Below are 14660 nucleotides of genomic sequence, written 5' to 3'. Positions count from 1 at the left end.
GCGAGCACGAGAAGGTGCGGAAATTATGACCTCGGTATCCATCGGCTGGGAAGCCGAAGCCGACCTGGTGGTGATCGGCGGCGGCGTCGCCGGTCTGACCGCGGCGCGCACAGCTTCGCTGCGCGGACTGCGGGTACTCATCCTCAGCAAGGGCGGCCCCACCGATACCGCCACGCAATACGCGCAGGGCGGTATCGCCGTCGTGGCGCCGCTGGAGGACTCGGTGGAATCACACGTCCTGGACACGGTCGAAGCCGGAGCCGGTCTCGTAGACGTGAACGCGACCCGATCCATTGTCGAAGGCGGTCAGGAGGCGGTCGCGGCTCTGACCGATCTCGGTGCGGTTTTCGATCTGGGCCGCGACGGCCAGATTTCCCGCACCCGCGAGGGCGGCCACAGCACCCGGCGGATCATCCACGCCGGCGGTGACGCCACCGGGGCGGAGGTGCAGCGGGCACTGAACGCGGCGGGACTGCCGGTCCTCTTCGGCACGGCGGCCTGTGAGATCGTCACCGGACCGACCGGGGTGCGTGGCGTATTAGCGGTGTCGGACAACGGATTCGGGGTGGTGCACACCCCGGCGGTGTTACTGGCCACGGGTGGTCTCGGCCAGCTGTACGCGCTGAGCACCAACCCGCCGGGCGCCACCGCCGACGGCATCGCGCTCGCGTTGCGAGCCGGCGCTTCGGTGGCGGACCTGGAGTTCGTCCAGTTCCATCCGACCGTGCTGTACACGCCCGGCGGGCTGGGGCGGCGTCCGCTGATCAGTGAGGCCGTGCGTGGTGAGGGCGCGATTCTGGTCGATTCCGAAGGTAATTCGGTGACCGCCGGGATGCACCCACGTGGCGATCTCGCCCCTCGTGATGTCGTGTCCCGAGCCATTTCCGCGCGAATGCGGGCACTCGGCACCGACCACGTCTTCCTCGACGGCCGCGCCATCGACGGCTTCGCGCAACGCTTTCCGACGATCACCGACTCCTGTCTCGCGGCGGGCATCGACCCGAGCGCTCAGCTGATCCCGGTCGCCCCCGCCGCGCACTACCAATGCGGCGGCATCGTCACCGACACCCACGGCCGCACCGGAGTGCCGGGCTTGTACGCCGCGGGCGAGGCGGCGCGTACGGGCCTGCACGGCGCGAACCGCTTGGCGTCGAACAGTCTGCTGGAAGGCCTGGTCGTCGGTGAACGCGCCGGATCGGCGGCCGTCGAACGACTGGAGGCGAAACGCGGTGTCGCGGACATCCATTCGTACACCATGCCGCGCGTGGACCGATCGGCGTTACAGCAGGTGATGACGACACATGCCGCCGTGGTACGGGATCAGACCGGCCTCACCGAGGCGGCGGCCCGCCTGGAACGCGCTGTTCTGCGCAATATGTCGAGCCGAATGGCCAACGGGGACAAGCCTCCGGTCGAACCGGTCACCGCGATGACATCGAAAGCTGTCGCCGCACAGCGTATTTCCGAACTCGAAGACGGAGCCCTCACACTCACCGCGCGGGTGCTGCTGCTGGCCGCCGCGGCCCGCGCCGAAAGCCGCGGTTGCCACACCAGATCCGACTATCCCGAGCCGGTCGAGGCGCTGCGGCACAGCATCCCGATCAGCCTGGACCCCGACGGTCACCCCGACCTCCAGGCCCCGATGATCCCCACCGGCCTGGCCCTGACCCGCCCATGACCCGAAATCCGTACCGGTGCCCACCGATTCGGGTGTGCCGGACGGTAGAAGGAGTGAGCTGATGGCTCTCGATCCCACCCTGGACCGCGACGAGGTGCTCGCGCTGATCCGCACCGCCCTCGACGAGGACCTGCGCTACGGCCCCGACGTGACCACCATGGCCACCGTCCCCGCCGACGCAGTCGTCAAAGCCTCGGTCGTGACCCGCCAGCCCGGCACCGTCGCCGGCCTCGACGTCGGCCTGCTCGTCCTCGACGAGGTGATCGGCGCCGGCAACTACGAGGTCACCGACCGTGTTCCCGACGGCACCCGCATCCAACTCGGCCAGTCCGTTCTGGGCCTGGTCGCACCCACCCGCGGGCTGCTCACCGCCGAGCGCACCATGCTGAATCTGGTCTGCCACCTCTCGGGCATCGCCACCGCCACCTCGGCCTGGGTCGACGCGGTCGAGGGCACCGAGTGCAAAATCCGGGACAGCCGCAAAACCTTGCCCGGCCTGCGCGCCTTGCAGAAGTACGCGGTTCGCGTCGGCGGTGGCGTCAACCACCGCATGGGTCTCGGTGACGAAGCCCTCATCAAGGACAACCATGTGGTCGCGGCGGGCTCGGTCACCGCCGCGTTGCGTGCCGTGCGCGAACTGGCCCCCGATATCGCCTGCGAAGTCGAAGTGGACAGCCTCGAACAACTCGACGCCGTGCTGGCGGAAAATGTCGATCTGGTGCTGCTGGACAACTTCCCGCTCTGGCAGACCCAGACCGCCGTCCAGCGTCGCAATGCCACATCGCCGACCACCGCACTCGAATCCTCCGGCGGCCTCACCCTCGACGTGGCGGCCGACTACGCCCGCACCGGAGTCGACTACCTGGCCGTCGGCGCGCTCACCCACTCCGTCCGAGTTCTCGACCTCGGCCTCGACATGTAGCCGCTAGATGTCGAAGCGGGCGCGCAGGGCGATCTTCAGCTGATCCAGCGCGGCCGAGGGGATCGCACCGATGTTCTCGGTGAGGGTGTTCTTCGGGACGACCGCGAGGTCGTAGACCGCCACCGCGGCACCGTCCGGCAATTCCGCGGTGAGGAGCTGCAGCGCCCGGGGCACCTCACGTGCCGGGCGTACCGGCGCGACAGCCACCCGCGACCGCGCTTCGGCGATGAGGTCGCTGTCGACGATGACGACCTGTCCGACCATGCCGGTCAGCCGGCTTTCGGTCTTCCAGATCTGGCCCTGACCGTGGCTCACTCGCCCGCCCGTCCGAAGAGAATCTCCTCGGCGGTCGCATCGTTGGCCTGCTGCCACGCCCGGTCGGACGGATTGGATTTCTCCCACTCCGCCAACTTCCGGAGATCGTCGGCGAGCATCTGCCGGGTCACCGCCCGCTCGATGTATTCGCTGGGTTTGTTGCCGGATGCGGCGCGCAGCTTCTCGGCCACCACATCGGTAAGCGTGATGTTGAGGCGAGTCGTCATACAGCAAATCGTACAGTCGCCGATGCGCTCGAGTCGATGCTCAGGCAGTGAGCTCACGCTCCAGCGGGGTGCGGAAGCGGGGGATGGCTCGGACGTCGCCGAACCAGGTCGCCGTGCGAGCCGCCTCGACTTCGATCATGGCGAGGGCGTCGGCGCCGACGTCTTCCAGTAGGCGCCAGACGATTTCGCCGTCTTTACGCTGCGCCCAGCCGCCGACGATGCGGCCGTCGAGCCAGACCGTGGGCCCGATATTGCCGTTACGGTCGAACAGTGCGGGCGCGTGCGAGCCGAGGTACCACTCGCGGGACTGCCAGCCCATGGGGGTCGGGTCCAGGGCGGGAAGAAAAGCGGCCCAGGGCGCGGGGGTCGGCACCGGGTCGAGGTCGTCGGCCAGCGCCACACCGGTGACACCGTCGAGATCGACCTCGACGATATCCAGCCGGGCCAAGGTCTTGCGGACCTCGCCGAGACCCCAGCCGGTCCACCACTTGATGTCGGCGACCGGAGCGGGCCCGAACGCCGACAACCACTTACGGACCAATTCGGCGCGAGCCACTTCGAGCGGGACCTCGGGCACACCGGCGGGCAGCCAGGCTTCGATCGGGGCCCACAGGTATTGGCTGCTGGTCCAGCCGCCGTTGGGCCGGCCACGGACGATGCGACCCTCCGCGCCCAAGGTGACCAGCACCCACGTGGTGATGTTGGTGGGCTTCGAATACGACTTCTCCGGGCTCGGATTCACCTGCGTGCGCAACCGCGGCACGGCTTTGCCGAGCTGTGCTCCGGTGGCGGTGCCCAGACGCAGCAGCGCCTGGTGGGTTTCCGCTTCGACCTCTTCGAGCCAGGTCCGGACGTCGCCCTCGATGAGACCGGACTGTTCGAGGTATCTGCTGTAGGCCCGTCGCTGCTTCTCGGCGAGCGCGTCGGCGCAGGAAACCTGAAGGGCCGGAACCAGTTCCGTCGGGACAACGAACATGGTGCGCCGCATGGCGAGCATGCGCAGCAGGGTGCGGTCGTCGTAGAGCGCTTTCTCGACATCCGCGGGCACCAGGTCCGATCCGCGCGCGCCGACGGAGAGGTATACCGTCGCCGGGTCGGTGGCGTGCAGGACGACCATGGAACGGGCGATCTCGGCGGCGTCGCCCGCCCGGTGCTCGTAGGCGAGGCGGTGCCGCACGCCGATGCGGGCCCGCCGCTGCGCGGTATCGATCGAACGCATAGGCGAAAGAGTAGCGGTATCCGAGGGCCCGCGGTGCGTCAGGAACAAGTCGCGGGCGTGCGGTAGTTGTCATCGACGAACACCCGGACCGACGAAGCGAGGTACGCAGATATGACCGAGCCCACTGACCCGTCCTACTACTGGAGCGGCGCGGACCTGGATCTGGACGCCTATTTGACGCGCATCGGTTTCGACGGTGCCTGCAAACCCACCGCGGAGACGCTGCACACGCTGGTCTACCTGCACACCACCTCGATTCCGTTCGAGAACCTGGAGATCATCCTGGGCCGCGGTATCGGGCTGGATCTGGAAACCTTGCAGGACAAACTGATTCGCCGCCGGCGCGGCGGCTACTGCTACGAGAACGTCGTTTTGTTCGCGGCGGTGCTGGAGCGGCTGGGTTTCGGCGTGACCGGTCTCAGCGGGCGGGTCACGATGGGCGCCGAAGGACTGCGCCCGGCCACCCATGCCCTGCTCCGCGTCACCACCTCCGACGACGACCGCGTCTGGCTGGTCGATGTCGGGTTCGGGGCCGGACCGCTGCGGGCGATCGAATTGACCCCCACACCCGGCGAATTCACCGCGGGTGAGTGGCGGTTCCGGCTCGAGCGCACCAGCGGAGAACTCGGCAGCGAGCTGTGGATACTGCACCAGTTCGGCCGCGACGGTTGGGTCGACCGATACACCTTTACCCTGAACCCGCAGTACCGGATCGACTTCCGGGTGGGCAACCACTTCGTCTCCACCTCCCCGAACTCGCCGTTCACCACGCGTCCGTTCGTCCAGCGCTTCCATCCCGAGGTGCATTTCGTCCTGGACGACCTCACCTTCATCACCGAACGCCCGGACGGCGGCGGCGAGGTGCGGCAGGTCGAACCCGCCGAGCTGCCGAAGCTGTTGTCCGAGGTGTTCGACATCGATCTCCCGGCGGCCGACGCGGCGAAACTCACCGAGGCTCCTTGGCGGGACTGAACTCTCGCGTCCCGGTTGACCAGCGATGTCGATCTCGGCCGATACAGTCGCGGGGGTGCGCACTCACTACAAGTCAAGCGTCTTGTTCGCCGCTGCTGCGCTCGCGCTCGCCGGGTGTAGCTCCGGGCCGGATCAACCCGACACGGTGGCCGGGGAGTTCGCCGCCGCCCTGAACCGGGACGACGTCGCCGCGGCGGCCGCCCTCACCGACGATCCCGCCAAGGCCACCGCCGCCCTGACCCAGCTGTACGAGGGTCTCGGCAAAGAGGTCACCTTCGACGTCGCGTCGGCCGAGGAGAACACCTTCACCCTCGCCGCCAAGTGGAAATTCGGCAAAGACGGCAAGAACGAGTGGACCTATACGACCACCGGATCCGCCACCGACGCGGGCGGCTGGAAGATCAAATGGGATCCGGCGACCGTCGCGCCGGGCCTCGCGTCCGGCCCCCTGACCTATTCCCCCGCATATCCGAAGGCCGCGCGCGTCCTCGACTCCTCGGGCGGGGAACTGATGACCCAGCACATCGTCACCGTGGTCACCGTCGCGCCGGGCGCGAACACCGAGGCGGTCGCCGCCGCCCTCGCCCCGACCAACGCGGGTATCACCGCCCAGTCGCTGGACGCCGAACTGGCCGCCGCTCAGGGTAAATCGATCACCGCGATCACTTTGCGCGCCGCCGACCTGGCGCCCATCCAGGCCGCCCTGTCCGCGGTCCCCGGCGTCACCCTGGCACCGCAGACCCGGCTGTTGACGGTCGACAAGGCGCAGGCGTCGCCGGTGTTGTCCGGTCTGGCCGAATTGTGGCAACAGGACGCCGACGCGGCCGCGGGCTGGGCGGTGCGCGCGCAAACGTCCACCGGCACCGAACGCGTCGCGGGCCCGGACCCGAAACCCGCCCCGGATATCGCGACCACGCTCGACATCGACTTGCAGAACGCCGCCAAGGACGCACTGTCCGCGCTGAACACCCCGGCCGCCATCGTCGCGCTGCAACCGTCCACCGGCAATGTGCTTGCCCTGGCCCAGAATTCCGCCGCCGATGCCCAGGGCCCGATCGCACTCACCGGCCTCTACCCGCCGGGGTCGACTTTCAAGACCGTCACGGTCTCCGCCGCGCTGCAGTCGGGGGAGACCACGCCGGATTCGGTGCTGCCCTGCCCCGGCTCGGCAAACATCGAGGGTCGCCGCATCCCCAACGACGAGAACTTCGATCTCGGCCAGGTGCCGCTGCACACCGCGTTCGCCCGTTCCTGCAACACCACCATGGGCATGCTCGGCGTCCGGCTGCCCGCGGACGGGCTGACGAACGCGGCCGCGCAGCTCGGTCTCGGTGTGGATTACGTCACACCTGGGCTGACCACCGTCACCGGCAAGGTGCCGTCCGCGACCACCCCGGCCCAGCGCGTGGAATCCAGCATCGGTCAAGGTCAGGTGACCGCGTCACCCTTCGGTATGGCGCTGGTCGCGGCCGCCATCGCACGCGGTTCGGTCCCGAATCCCGTTCTGGTCCAAGGCAAGCCGGGTGTCGCCGACAAGGCCCCGCCCGCGCTGCCCGCACAGGTCCCGGACCAGATCAAGACCATGATGCGCGAAACCGTCACCGGGGGTACGGCCACCCAGTTGCGCGATATCCCCGGTCTGCTCGGCAAGACCGGCACCGCCGAGTACGGCGACAACACGCACGCGCACGGCTGGTTCGTCGGCATCGAGGGCGATCTCGCCTTCGCCGTCTTCGTCAGTGACGCGGGCAGTTCGGGCCCGGCGGTGGACGCGGCGGGCCGGATGTTGCGCGCGCGACGATAGCCCACCTGCGGCGACGGGATTCGGCCCGATCTGGGCGGAATTTATCGGCATCCTGAGGCGGAGCAATCATCCGGCTCCGGCTACACTCGTCGGCGGACCGCATGAGTGGTCAATATGCGGAAAGTCACGATTTCGAGAAGGTTCGGAGTAGGCGCCATCGATACCGGTCAGTTGATCGCGGAGCATTACCGCCTGGTCGAGCGGATTGGTAGCGGCGGCACAGGCGTGGTTTGGCGTGCTGTCGATGAACGCCTGCAGCGCTCGGTGGCGGTCAAGCAGATCCACATCAAGCCCAGCTTGCCCGAGGCCGAACGTGATGTGGTGCGCCAGCGCGCCTTCCGTGAAGCCCGCAATGCCGCCAGATTCCAGCACCCCAATGCGATCGTGGTCTTCGACATCACCGAGCACAACGGGGATCCGTGCCTGGTGATGGAGTACATGAAGTCCAACAGCCTGGCCGCGGTGATCTCCGCGCAGGGCCCGTTGCCGCTGCAGCAGGTGGCGCGGATCGGCGAGCAGGTCGCCTCGGCGCTGATCGCCGCGCACCAGGCCGGCATCGTGCACCGCGACGTGAAGCCGGGCAACGTGCTGCTCGACGACCTCGGCACGGTGAAGATCACCGACTTCGGCATCTCCCGCGCCGCCGGCGACGCGGCGCTCACCGAGACCGGTCTGATCTGCGGTACCGCCGCCTACCTGGCGCCGGAAATGGCCCGTGGCGCCGACCCGACTCCCGCCTCGGACGTCTTCGCGCTGGGTGCCACGCTGTTCCACGCCCTGGAAGCCGAACCGCCCTACGGCGCCAACGCCAACCCCCTCGCGGTGCTCTTCGCCGCGGCCAACGGCCAGGTCAGCGAACCGCGCAACGCCGGCCCCGCCACCGACCTGCTGCTCGACCTGCTCAGCCCGGATCCGCGGGACCGTCCGACCATGCGCGAGGCCTACGACGAACTCGCCGCGCTGGCCGACAACGGATCGAACGCGGTGCCCGCCGGATTCGTGCCCGCCAGCGAGGCTTATGCCCGGCGCCAGGTCGGTGCGCCCGACTCCGCGACCCGCTCGCTGCGCCCCGCCGCGGCCCCGCCGCCGCGGACCGAACGTCATTCGCGGCCGCTGCCCCCGCCGCCGCGCAATCAGCACCCCGATACCGCCGCGCATCCGAGCACCGCGGCTCATCAGCGGCCCGCACCGCGCACCTCCGGCGGGAAGCGGCGCGCGGTCCTGATCGGCGCCGGTGTCGGCGCGATCGTCGCGGTGATCGGCCTATCCATCGGCGCGTTCAACGCCTCGGACGGGAATACACCGTCGGCGCAAGCGAATTCGCCCGCGACCAGCACACGCAGCGCCATCACCTCGACCGCGGCGCCCCAACTCGGCAAGACGCCCAGCACGGGCAAGGTCGACATCGGTGAAGCCGGTCAGATGCTGGAGAACTTCTACGACAATCCGGGTGGGTCCTGGTCGCTGCTCACGCCCGCGGCCCAGCAGGGGTATGGCACCGAGCAGGCGTTCCGGCAGTACTGGAGCACTCGCATCGTCCAGCAGTTCGCCGACATCAAAGGCGACACCCGCACCAGCTACCCGGACGGGTCGGTCGACATGCGGATCGCCAGCGTCACCGTGGCGGGACAGACCAGGCCGGTGACCTTGCACGTCGTGGAGAGCGGCGGCCGGCTGCTCATCGACGGCGACACCCGCGTCGACAGCTAGGGTCGCTACCTCGTGCCCGAAACCCCTTGAACTGATTAGGGTTCCGGCATGGGTATCCGAGAGTTGCTGGCGTCCGAGCGCCTCGAACTGGTCACGCTGCTACGCACCCTGACCGACGCGGAATGGGAAACGCCGTCGCTGTGCGCCGGCTGGACGGTGCGTGACGTGGTCGGCCACCTGCTGTGGGACGGTATCGGGCCGCTGGCCTTCGGCGCGATCGTCGCTCGCAACGGTTTCTCCGTCGACAAGAGCAACGGATACCTCGTGCGCAAGGCGCGAGCGCTCACCACAGAGCAGCTGGTGAACAAGTTCGAGGCCGAGACCGGCGCGCTGTCGAAGTTCACCCCGATCCTCGCGCTCGCCGATACCCTTGTGCACCAGCAAGATATCCGTCGCCCGCTGAACCGTCCGCGCACCATTCCGGCGGAGCGGCTGCGGTGGGTGCTCGACAATCCGGATCCGTTCGCCTTCCCCTGGAAGCGCACCGACGGACTGCGTTTCGTCGCGACCGACCTGGACTGGTCCAAGGGCCGCGGTCCAGAAGTCCGTGGACCGGGCGAGGCCTTGGCGCTCGCTGTCGGCGGACGCCCGGTCGTACTCGACGAACTCGCGGGCGACGGCGTCGCCGAATTACGCCGCCGCTGCTCGTGACTACTGCAGGGCGAAGCGCAGCAGGGCTTGCTTGTCGCCCTGCTTGATCTTGCCCTTGCGATCGAGAACCTCGAGCTGCCACACATTGCCGTTGCGGAAAGCGCGCGCGATGGCGTTGGCGTTGTCCGAGCCGAGCAGTGAGGGCCAGATGTCGGCGACCTGCTGGGTGCCGCCGCCGGAGGCGTCGTAGATCTTGAACGACACGTTGTTCGCCTTCTCGAACGAGGTGCCCTTCTTGAACGCGGCGGCCACGAAGATGATGCCGTCGATCGCGGCGGGGACATCGGCGAAGGTGACGTGCACGGTCTCGTCGTCGCCCGCGGCGGCGCCGGTCTGCTCGTCGCCGGAGTGCAGCACCGAACCGTTGCCCAGCGGGTCCAGGGAGTCCAGCCCGGCGAACCGCACCGGCTCGCTGCCCTGCATGAGGATGGCGATCAGATCGAGGTCGACGCCTTTCTTCCGGCGGGCTATCCCGAGCAGCCCGCCACTGGCACCGGCGGACGGATCCCAGCTCACCCCGACACTCAGCTTGGTGATGCCGGCGAGATCCGCGGCGCCGTCTTCTTTCTTGAGCGTGATCATCCCTTCAGACTAGCGGCGATCCGGAAACCTAATAGGCCGTGTTGTTTTCATAACCGCCCGTTCATCCGAGGGGTGAACGAGGGTCATCCGTGCCGGCCGGTCGAGCGGAAACACGCCGGGGGCGGCCGATCTCCGCGTGTCGGGTGTCTTTACACCCGACAATGGGGCCCATGGCACCCAATGCTGCACTTGCGCCCCTGAACATTCTGGTCGGCGAGTGGGAAGTGGACAGTCCGCAATTCTCTGGGCCGAAGGGGCATACCCGCATCGAATGGCTGGAGGAGGGCGGCTACCTGCTGCTGCGCGATTCCGTGCCGGACCCGGGTCCCAGCGGCACCTGGATCGTCGGCGCCGACGATGACGAGTTGAACCTGACCGCGCTGCACCGCGATGTGCGCGGAGTCTCACGGGTCTATCAGATGACGTTCGACGCGGCCGGCTCGTGGCGGGCCTGGCGCGAGGCCCCCGGCTTCCACCAGAAGTTCGCCGCCGCCGTGCAGCCGGACGGAAAGCTGATCCAGGGCACCTGGGAGAAGTCCGAGGACGGCATCGAGTGGGAGCACGACTTCGATCTGATCTATACCCGCCTGGCTTGATCTCCTGAGACGCAGGTCACAGCCGTGGCGCATCCTGTGGCGCCCGGCTGACCGGAGCGGATAACCGGTGGTGCGGCCCATTAGGCTGGTGGTCGGAAACCTCCCGCCACTCAGACAGGACCGCACACCGATATGACACCCCGCATCGAGCTCGCCCGCGTTGATCTGCGCGGTCGCACTCCTTCCGCTGCCGAGCTGCGCACCGCGCTGCCGCGCGGAGGAGTCGACGTCGACTCGGTGCTGCATCATGTGCGCCCGGTGGTGGAGGCGATTCGCGACCGGGGCGTCGAAGCGGCACTGGAATACAGTGCGAAGTTCGACGGCATCGAGCCGGTCGTCGTGCGCGTTCCGGCCGGGGAGTTGCGGCGGGCCCTCGCCGAGCTCGATCCCGCGGTGCGCGCCGCGCTCGAAGTCGCCATCGAACGCACCCGCAAGGTGCACGCCGATCAGCGCCGCACCGACAAGACCACACAGGTGGTGCCCGGCGGCACGGTCACCGAGCGCTGGGTGCCGGTCGAACGAGTCGGCCTGTACGTGCCCGGCGGCAACGCCGTCTACCCGTCCAGTGTCGTGATGAACGTGGTCCCCGCGCAGGCCGCCGGGGTGGAGTCCCTGGTCGTCGCCTCGCCGCCGCAGGCCCGGTTCGGCGGCCTTCCGCACCCGACAATCTTGGCCGCCGCGCAACTGCTCGGCGTCGAAGAGGTGTGGGCGGTCGGCGGCGCGCAGGCCGTGGCGCTGCTGTCCTACGGCGGCGTCGACACCGACGGAGCCCAGCTCGAACCGGTCGACCTGATCACCGGGCCCGGCAATATCTATGTCACCGCCGCCAAGCGGTTGTGCCGCGGGCTGGTCGGCATCGATGCCGAAGCGGGCCCCACCGAGATCGCCATCCTCGCCGACGCCACCGCCGATCCGGTGCACGTCGCCGCCGATCTGATCAGCCAGGCCGAACACGATGTCCTCGCCGCCAGCGTGCTGGTCACCGACAGCGCCGACTTCGCCGACGCGGTCGACGCCGCGCTGACCGCGCAGCTGCCGGTGGTCAAGCACGCCGACCGGGTCCGCGAAGCGTTGTCCGGCAAGCAGTCCGGCACCGTCCTCGTCGACGACATCGACCAGGGTCTGCGCGTGGTCAACGCCTACGCGGCCGAACACCTGGAGATCCAGACCGCCGAGGCCGCGGCCGTCGCGGCCCGGGTACGCAGCGCGGGCGCGATTTTCGTCGGCCCCTACGCTCCCGTCAGCCTGGGCGACTACTGCGCGGGTTCCAACCACGTGCTGCCGACCGCCGGTTGCGCCCGGCACTCCTCGGGTCTGAGCGTGCAGACCTTCCTGCGCGGCATCCACGTCGTCGAATACACCGAGGCGGCGTTGAAAGACGTTGCCGGACATGTCGTGGCGCTCGCCGACGCCGAAGACCTGCCCGCGCACGGTCAAGCCGTCACGGCGCGTTTCGAGGCGCTGTCATGACCCCGGAACTCGTGATTCCCGGCTCGCGCGCGACCCTGGACGACCTGCCGCTGCGCGACAACCTGCGCGGCAAAAAGCCTTACGGCGCACCACAGTTGACTGTTCCGGTGCAGCTCAACACCAACGAGAACCCACATCCGCCGAGTAAGGCGCTGGTCGACGATGTCGCCGAGGCCGTGCGCGCCGCGGCCGCCGATCTGCACCGCTACCCCGACCGCGACGCCGTCGCGTTGCGCGCCGATCTCGCCGCCTACCTCACCCGGCAGACCGGTGTGGCGCTCGATGTCGCGAATCTCTGGGCGGCCAACGGCTCCAACGAGATCCTGCAGCAGTTGCTCCAGGCTTTCGGCGGTCCCGGACGCACCGCGCTGGGTTTCGTGCCGTCCTACTCGATGCACCCGATCATCTCCGAGGGCATCGACACCGAGTGGATCGAAGCCCGGCGCAGCGGCGACTTCTCCCTCGACATCGACTACGCGGTGGCCCGCATCGTCGAGCGCCGTCCGGACGTCGTCTTCGTGACCAGCCCGAACAACCCCACCGGGCACAGCATTCCACTCAGCGACCTGGAGCGCGTACTCGAGGCGGCCCCGGGCATCGTGGTGGTCGACGAGGCCTATGGCGAGTTCTCCGCCGAGCCCAGCGCGACCACGTTGATCGACCGCTATCCGGCGAAGGTCGTGATAACCCGCACGATGTCCAAGGCATTCGCGTTCGCGGGCGGGCGGCTGGGTTACCTCGCCGCCGCACCCGCGGTGATCGACGCGCTGCTGCTCGTCCGGTTGCCTTATCACCTGTCGGTCGTCACCCAGGCCGCCGCTCGCGCCGCGCTGCGGCATGCCGACGAAACGCTCGGTAGCGTCGCCGAACTCGCCGCGCAGCGCGATCGGGTCGCGGCGGCGTTGCGTGAAATGGGCTACGAGGTACTGCCCAGCGACGCCAACTTCATCCTCTTCGGACGCTTCACCGACGCACCCGGCGCTTGGCAGCGCTACCTCGACGACGGCGTGCTCATCCGCGACGTCGGTATCCCCGGATACCTGCGCACCACCATCGGATTGGCCGCGGAGAACGACGAATTCCTCAGGGTCAGTGCGAAATTGGTGCACGAGGAGTTGACCCCCCGATGACCCAGCCGGCCGATCAGGAAGCGAGCATGGACCGAATCGCGCGGGTGGAACGCACCACCCGGGAATCCAGCATCGTCGTCGAACTCAACCTCGACGGCAGCGGCAAGACCGACATCTCCACCGGAGTGCCGTTCTACGACCACATGCTCACCGCGTTCGGTCAGCACGGCAGTTTCGACCTCACCGTGCAGGCCAAGGGCGATATCGAGATCGAGGCCCACCACACGGTGGAGGACACGGCCATCGTCATCGGCCAGGCGCTCGCGCAGGCGCTCGGTGACAAGAAGGGAATCCGCCGGTTCGGCGACTCCTACATTCCGATGGACGAAACCCTCGCCCAGGCGGTCGTCGACGTGTCGGGTCGTCCGTACTGCGTGCACACCGGCGAGCCGGAGCACATGCTGCACGCGATCATTCCCAGCGTCGGTGCGGGAGCGTCGTATTCGACGGTCATCAATCGCCACGTCTTCGAATCGATCGCGCTGAATGCCCGAATCGCCCTGCACGTGCGGGTGCTCTACGGCCGCGATCAGCACCACATCACCGAGGCCGAGTTCAAGGCGGTGGCCCGTGCTTTGCGTGCCGCCGTCGAATACGACCCGCGCGTCACCGGTGTTCCGTCGACAAAGGGGACGTTGTGAGCTCTAAGTCGGTTGCCCTCCTGGACTACGGCTCCGGCAATCTGCACTCCGCCGAGCGGGCGCTGGTTCGTGCCGGCGCCGCGGTCGAGGTCACCGCTGATCCCGAAATCGCGCTGGCGGCAGACGGTTTGGTGGTGCCCGGGGTCGGTGCGTTCGAGGCCTGCATGGCGGGTCTGCGCAAGGTCCGCGGCGAACGGATCATCGGTCAACGCTTGGCCGGCGGTCGTCCGGTGCTCGGCATCTGCGTCGGTATGCAGATCTTGTTCGAGCGCGGTGTCGAATTCGGTGTCGAGACCGAGGGTTGCGCCGAGTGGCCGGGCGTTGTCGAGCGCTTGTCTGCTCCGGTGCTGCCGCACATGGGCTGGAACACCGTGTCCGCTCCCGCCGACAGCGTGCTGTTCGGGGGTATGGACGCCGGCACCCGGTTCTACTTCGTGCACTCCTATGCCGCGCAGACCTGGGACCTCCCGGCGAGCGAGCACTTCGCGAGGCCGAAACTCACCTGGGCCGAGCACGGTGTTCCGTTCCTCGCTGCGGTGGAGAACGGCGCGCTGTCAGCGACCCAGTTCCACCCGGAGAAATCCGGCGATGCGGGCGCGCAGCTCCTGCGTAACTGGATCAATTCGCTGTAAAACAGCTCTGGCCAGCCGATTTGACTTTGTTCGCTCGGCTACGTAACTTTATTCGAGTCAGAGCGACACGGACACCGACCCGGAGCCTAACGGCCTGGGAAACGAGGTAGG

The 14660-nt window shown here is 68.3% G+C and carries 15 protein-coding genes; 11 read left to right on the top strand and 4 right to left on the bottom strand.

The genetic code is table 11. The features are described from left to right. The first annotated feature begins 25 nt into the window (after positions 1-25). The gene (locus tag BJ987_RS32555; protein WP_209896879.1) at positions 26-1678 is read left to right on the top strand and encodes an L-aspartate oxidase; all 1653 of its coding nucleotides are present in this window, start codon (positions 26-28) and stop codon (positions 1676-1678) included. A gap of 61 nt (positions 1679-1739) precedes the next feature. Beyond that, entirely contained in the window at positions 1740-2600 is an 861-nt protein-coding gene (gene nadC / locus BJ987_RS32550) for a carboxylating nicotinate-nucleotide diphosphorylase (RefSeq protein ID WP_209896878.1), read from the top strand. Positions 2601-2603: 3 nt separating this feature from the next. On the opposite strand, the gene BJ987_RS32545 is transcribed toward nadC, so the two are convergent. Genes BJ987_RS32545 through BJ987_RS32535 form a run of 3 tightly spaced genes read right to left on the bottom strand, consistent with a single transcriptional unit; the run spans position 2604 to position 4361 of the window. After that, positions 2604-2915, bottom strand: coding sequence for a hypothetical protein (locus BJ987_RS32545; protein WP_209896877.1), 312 nt, complete (start codon positions 2913-2915; stop codon positions 2604-2606). Then, the gene (locus BJ987_RS32540) at positions 2912-3142 is read right to left on the bottom strand and encodes a hypothetical protein (protein WP_209896876.1); all 231 of its coding nucleotides are present in this window, start codon (positions 3140-3142) and stop codon (positions 2912-2914) included. The genes BJ987_RS32545 and BJ987_RS32540 overlap by 4 nt, the downstream gene beginning before the upstream one ends. Before the next feature lie 40 nt (positions 3143-3182). Next, complete coding sequence (locus BJ987_RS32535) at positions 3183-4361, bottom strand: winged helix DNA-binding domain-containing protein (RefSeq protein WP_209896875.1); 1179 nt, start codon at positions 4359-4361, stop codon at positions 3183-3185. Positions 4362-4472: 111 nt separating this feature from the next. On the opposite strand from BJ987_RS32535, the gene BJ987_RS32530 reads away from it, so the two are divergent. From BJ987_RS32530 to BJ987_RS32515, 4 genes are all read left to right on the top strand, one after another. Next, entirely contained in the window at positions 4473-5333 is an 861-nt protein-coding gene (locus BJ987_RS32530; RefSeq protein WP_209896874.1) for an arylamine N-acetyltransferase family protein, read from the top strand. Between the two features lie 25 nt (positions 5334-5358). Then, positions 5359-7137 (top strand): penicillin-binding transpeptidase domain-containing protein, encoded by a 1779-nt coding sequence (locus BJ987_RS32525; RefSeq protein ID WP_209896873.1) that lies wholly within the window; start codon positions 5359-5361, stop codon positions 7135-7137. A 114-nt stretch (positions 7138-7251) separates the two neighbouring features. Beyond that, the gene (locus BJ987_RS32520) at positions 7252-8847 is read left to right on the top strand and encodes a serine/threonine-protein kinase (protein WP_209896872.1); all 1596 of its coding nucleotides are present in this window, start codon (positions 7252-7254) and stop codon (positions 8845-8847) included. 48 nt (positions 8848-8895) lie between these two features. Then, the gene (locus BJ987_RS32515; protein ID WP_209896871.1) at positions 8896-9498 is read left to right on the top strand and encodes a maleylpyruvate isomerase family mycothiol-dependent enzyme; all 603 of its coding nucleotides are present in this window, start codon (positions 8896-8898) and stop codon (positions 9496-9498) included. Here the strand turns inward: BJ987_RS32515 and BJ987_RS32510 are convergent, their stop codons facing one another. Beyond that, on the bottom strand, positions 9499-10080 hold the full coding sequence (locus BJ987_RS32510; RefSeq protein ID WP_209896870.1) for a TerD family protein: 582 nt from the start codon (positions 10078-10080) through the stop codon (positions 9499-9501). Between the two features lie 170 nt (positions 10081-10250). On the opposite strand from BJ987_RS32510, the gene BJ987_RS32505 reads away from it, so the two are divergent. The 5 genes from BJ987_RS32505 to hisH all read left to right on the top strand — a co-directional run bounded on the left by BJ987_RS32505 (position 10251) and on the right by hisH (position 14549). Beyond that, complete coding sequence (locus BJ987_RS32505; RefSeq protein ID WP_209896869.1) at positions 10251-10676, top strand: hypothetical protein; 426 nt, start codon at positions 10251-10253, stop codon at positions 10674-10676. A 132-nt stretch (positions 10677-10808) separates the two neighbouring features. Continuing rightward, positions 10809-12146, top strand: a complete 1338-nt coding sequence (hisD, locus tag BJ987_RS32500; protein ID WP_209896868.1) for a histidinol dehydrogenase — start codon at positions 10809-10811, stop codon at positions 12144-12146. Continuing rightward, positions 12143-13276: a histidinol-phosphate transaminase gene (locus BJ987_RS32495; protein ID WP_209896867.1), complete on the top strand. Its 1134-nt coding sequence runs from the start codon at positions 12143-12145 to the stop codon at positions 13274-13276. Before hisD ends, BJ987_RS32495 begins: the two co-directional genes overlap by 4 nt. Further along, positions 13273-13917: an imidazoleglycerol-phosphate dehydratase HisB gene (gene hisB, locus BJ987_RS32490; RefSeq protein ID WP_209896866.1), complete on the top strand. Its 645-nt coding sequence runs from the start codon at positions 13273-13275 to the stop codon at positions 13915-13917. Before BJ987_RS32495 ends, hisB begins: the two co-directional genes overlap by 4 nt. Beyond that, positions 13914-14549: an imidazole glycerol phosphate synthase subunit HisH gene (gene hisH / locus BJ987_RS32485; RefSeq protein ID WP_209896865.1), complete on the top strand. Its 636-nt coding sequence runs from the start codon at positions 13914-13916 to the stop codon at positions 14547-14549. The genes hisB and hisH overlap by 4 nt, the downstream gene beginning before the upstream one ends. The last annotated feature ends 111 nt before the right edge of the window (positions 14550-14660 follow it).

This window comes from Nocardia goodfellowii (assembly GCF_017875645.1).
Taxonomy (GTDB): domain Bacteria; phylum Actinomycetota; class Actinomycetes; order Mycobacteriales; family Mycobacteriaceae; genus Nocardia; species Nocardia goodfellowii.
The sequence above is the reverse complement of the archived record's forward strand: the minus strand, read 5'-3'. Positions and strand labels throughout refer to the sequence as shown.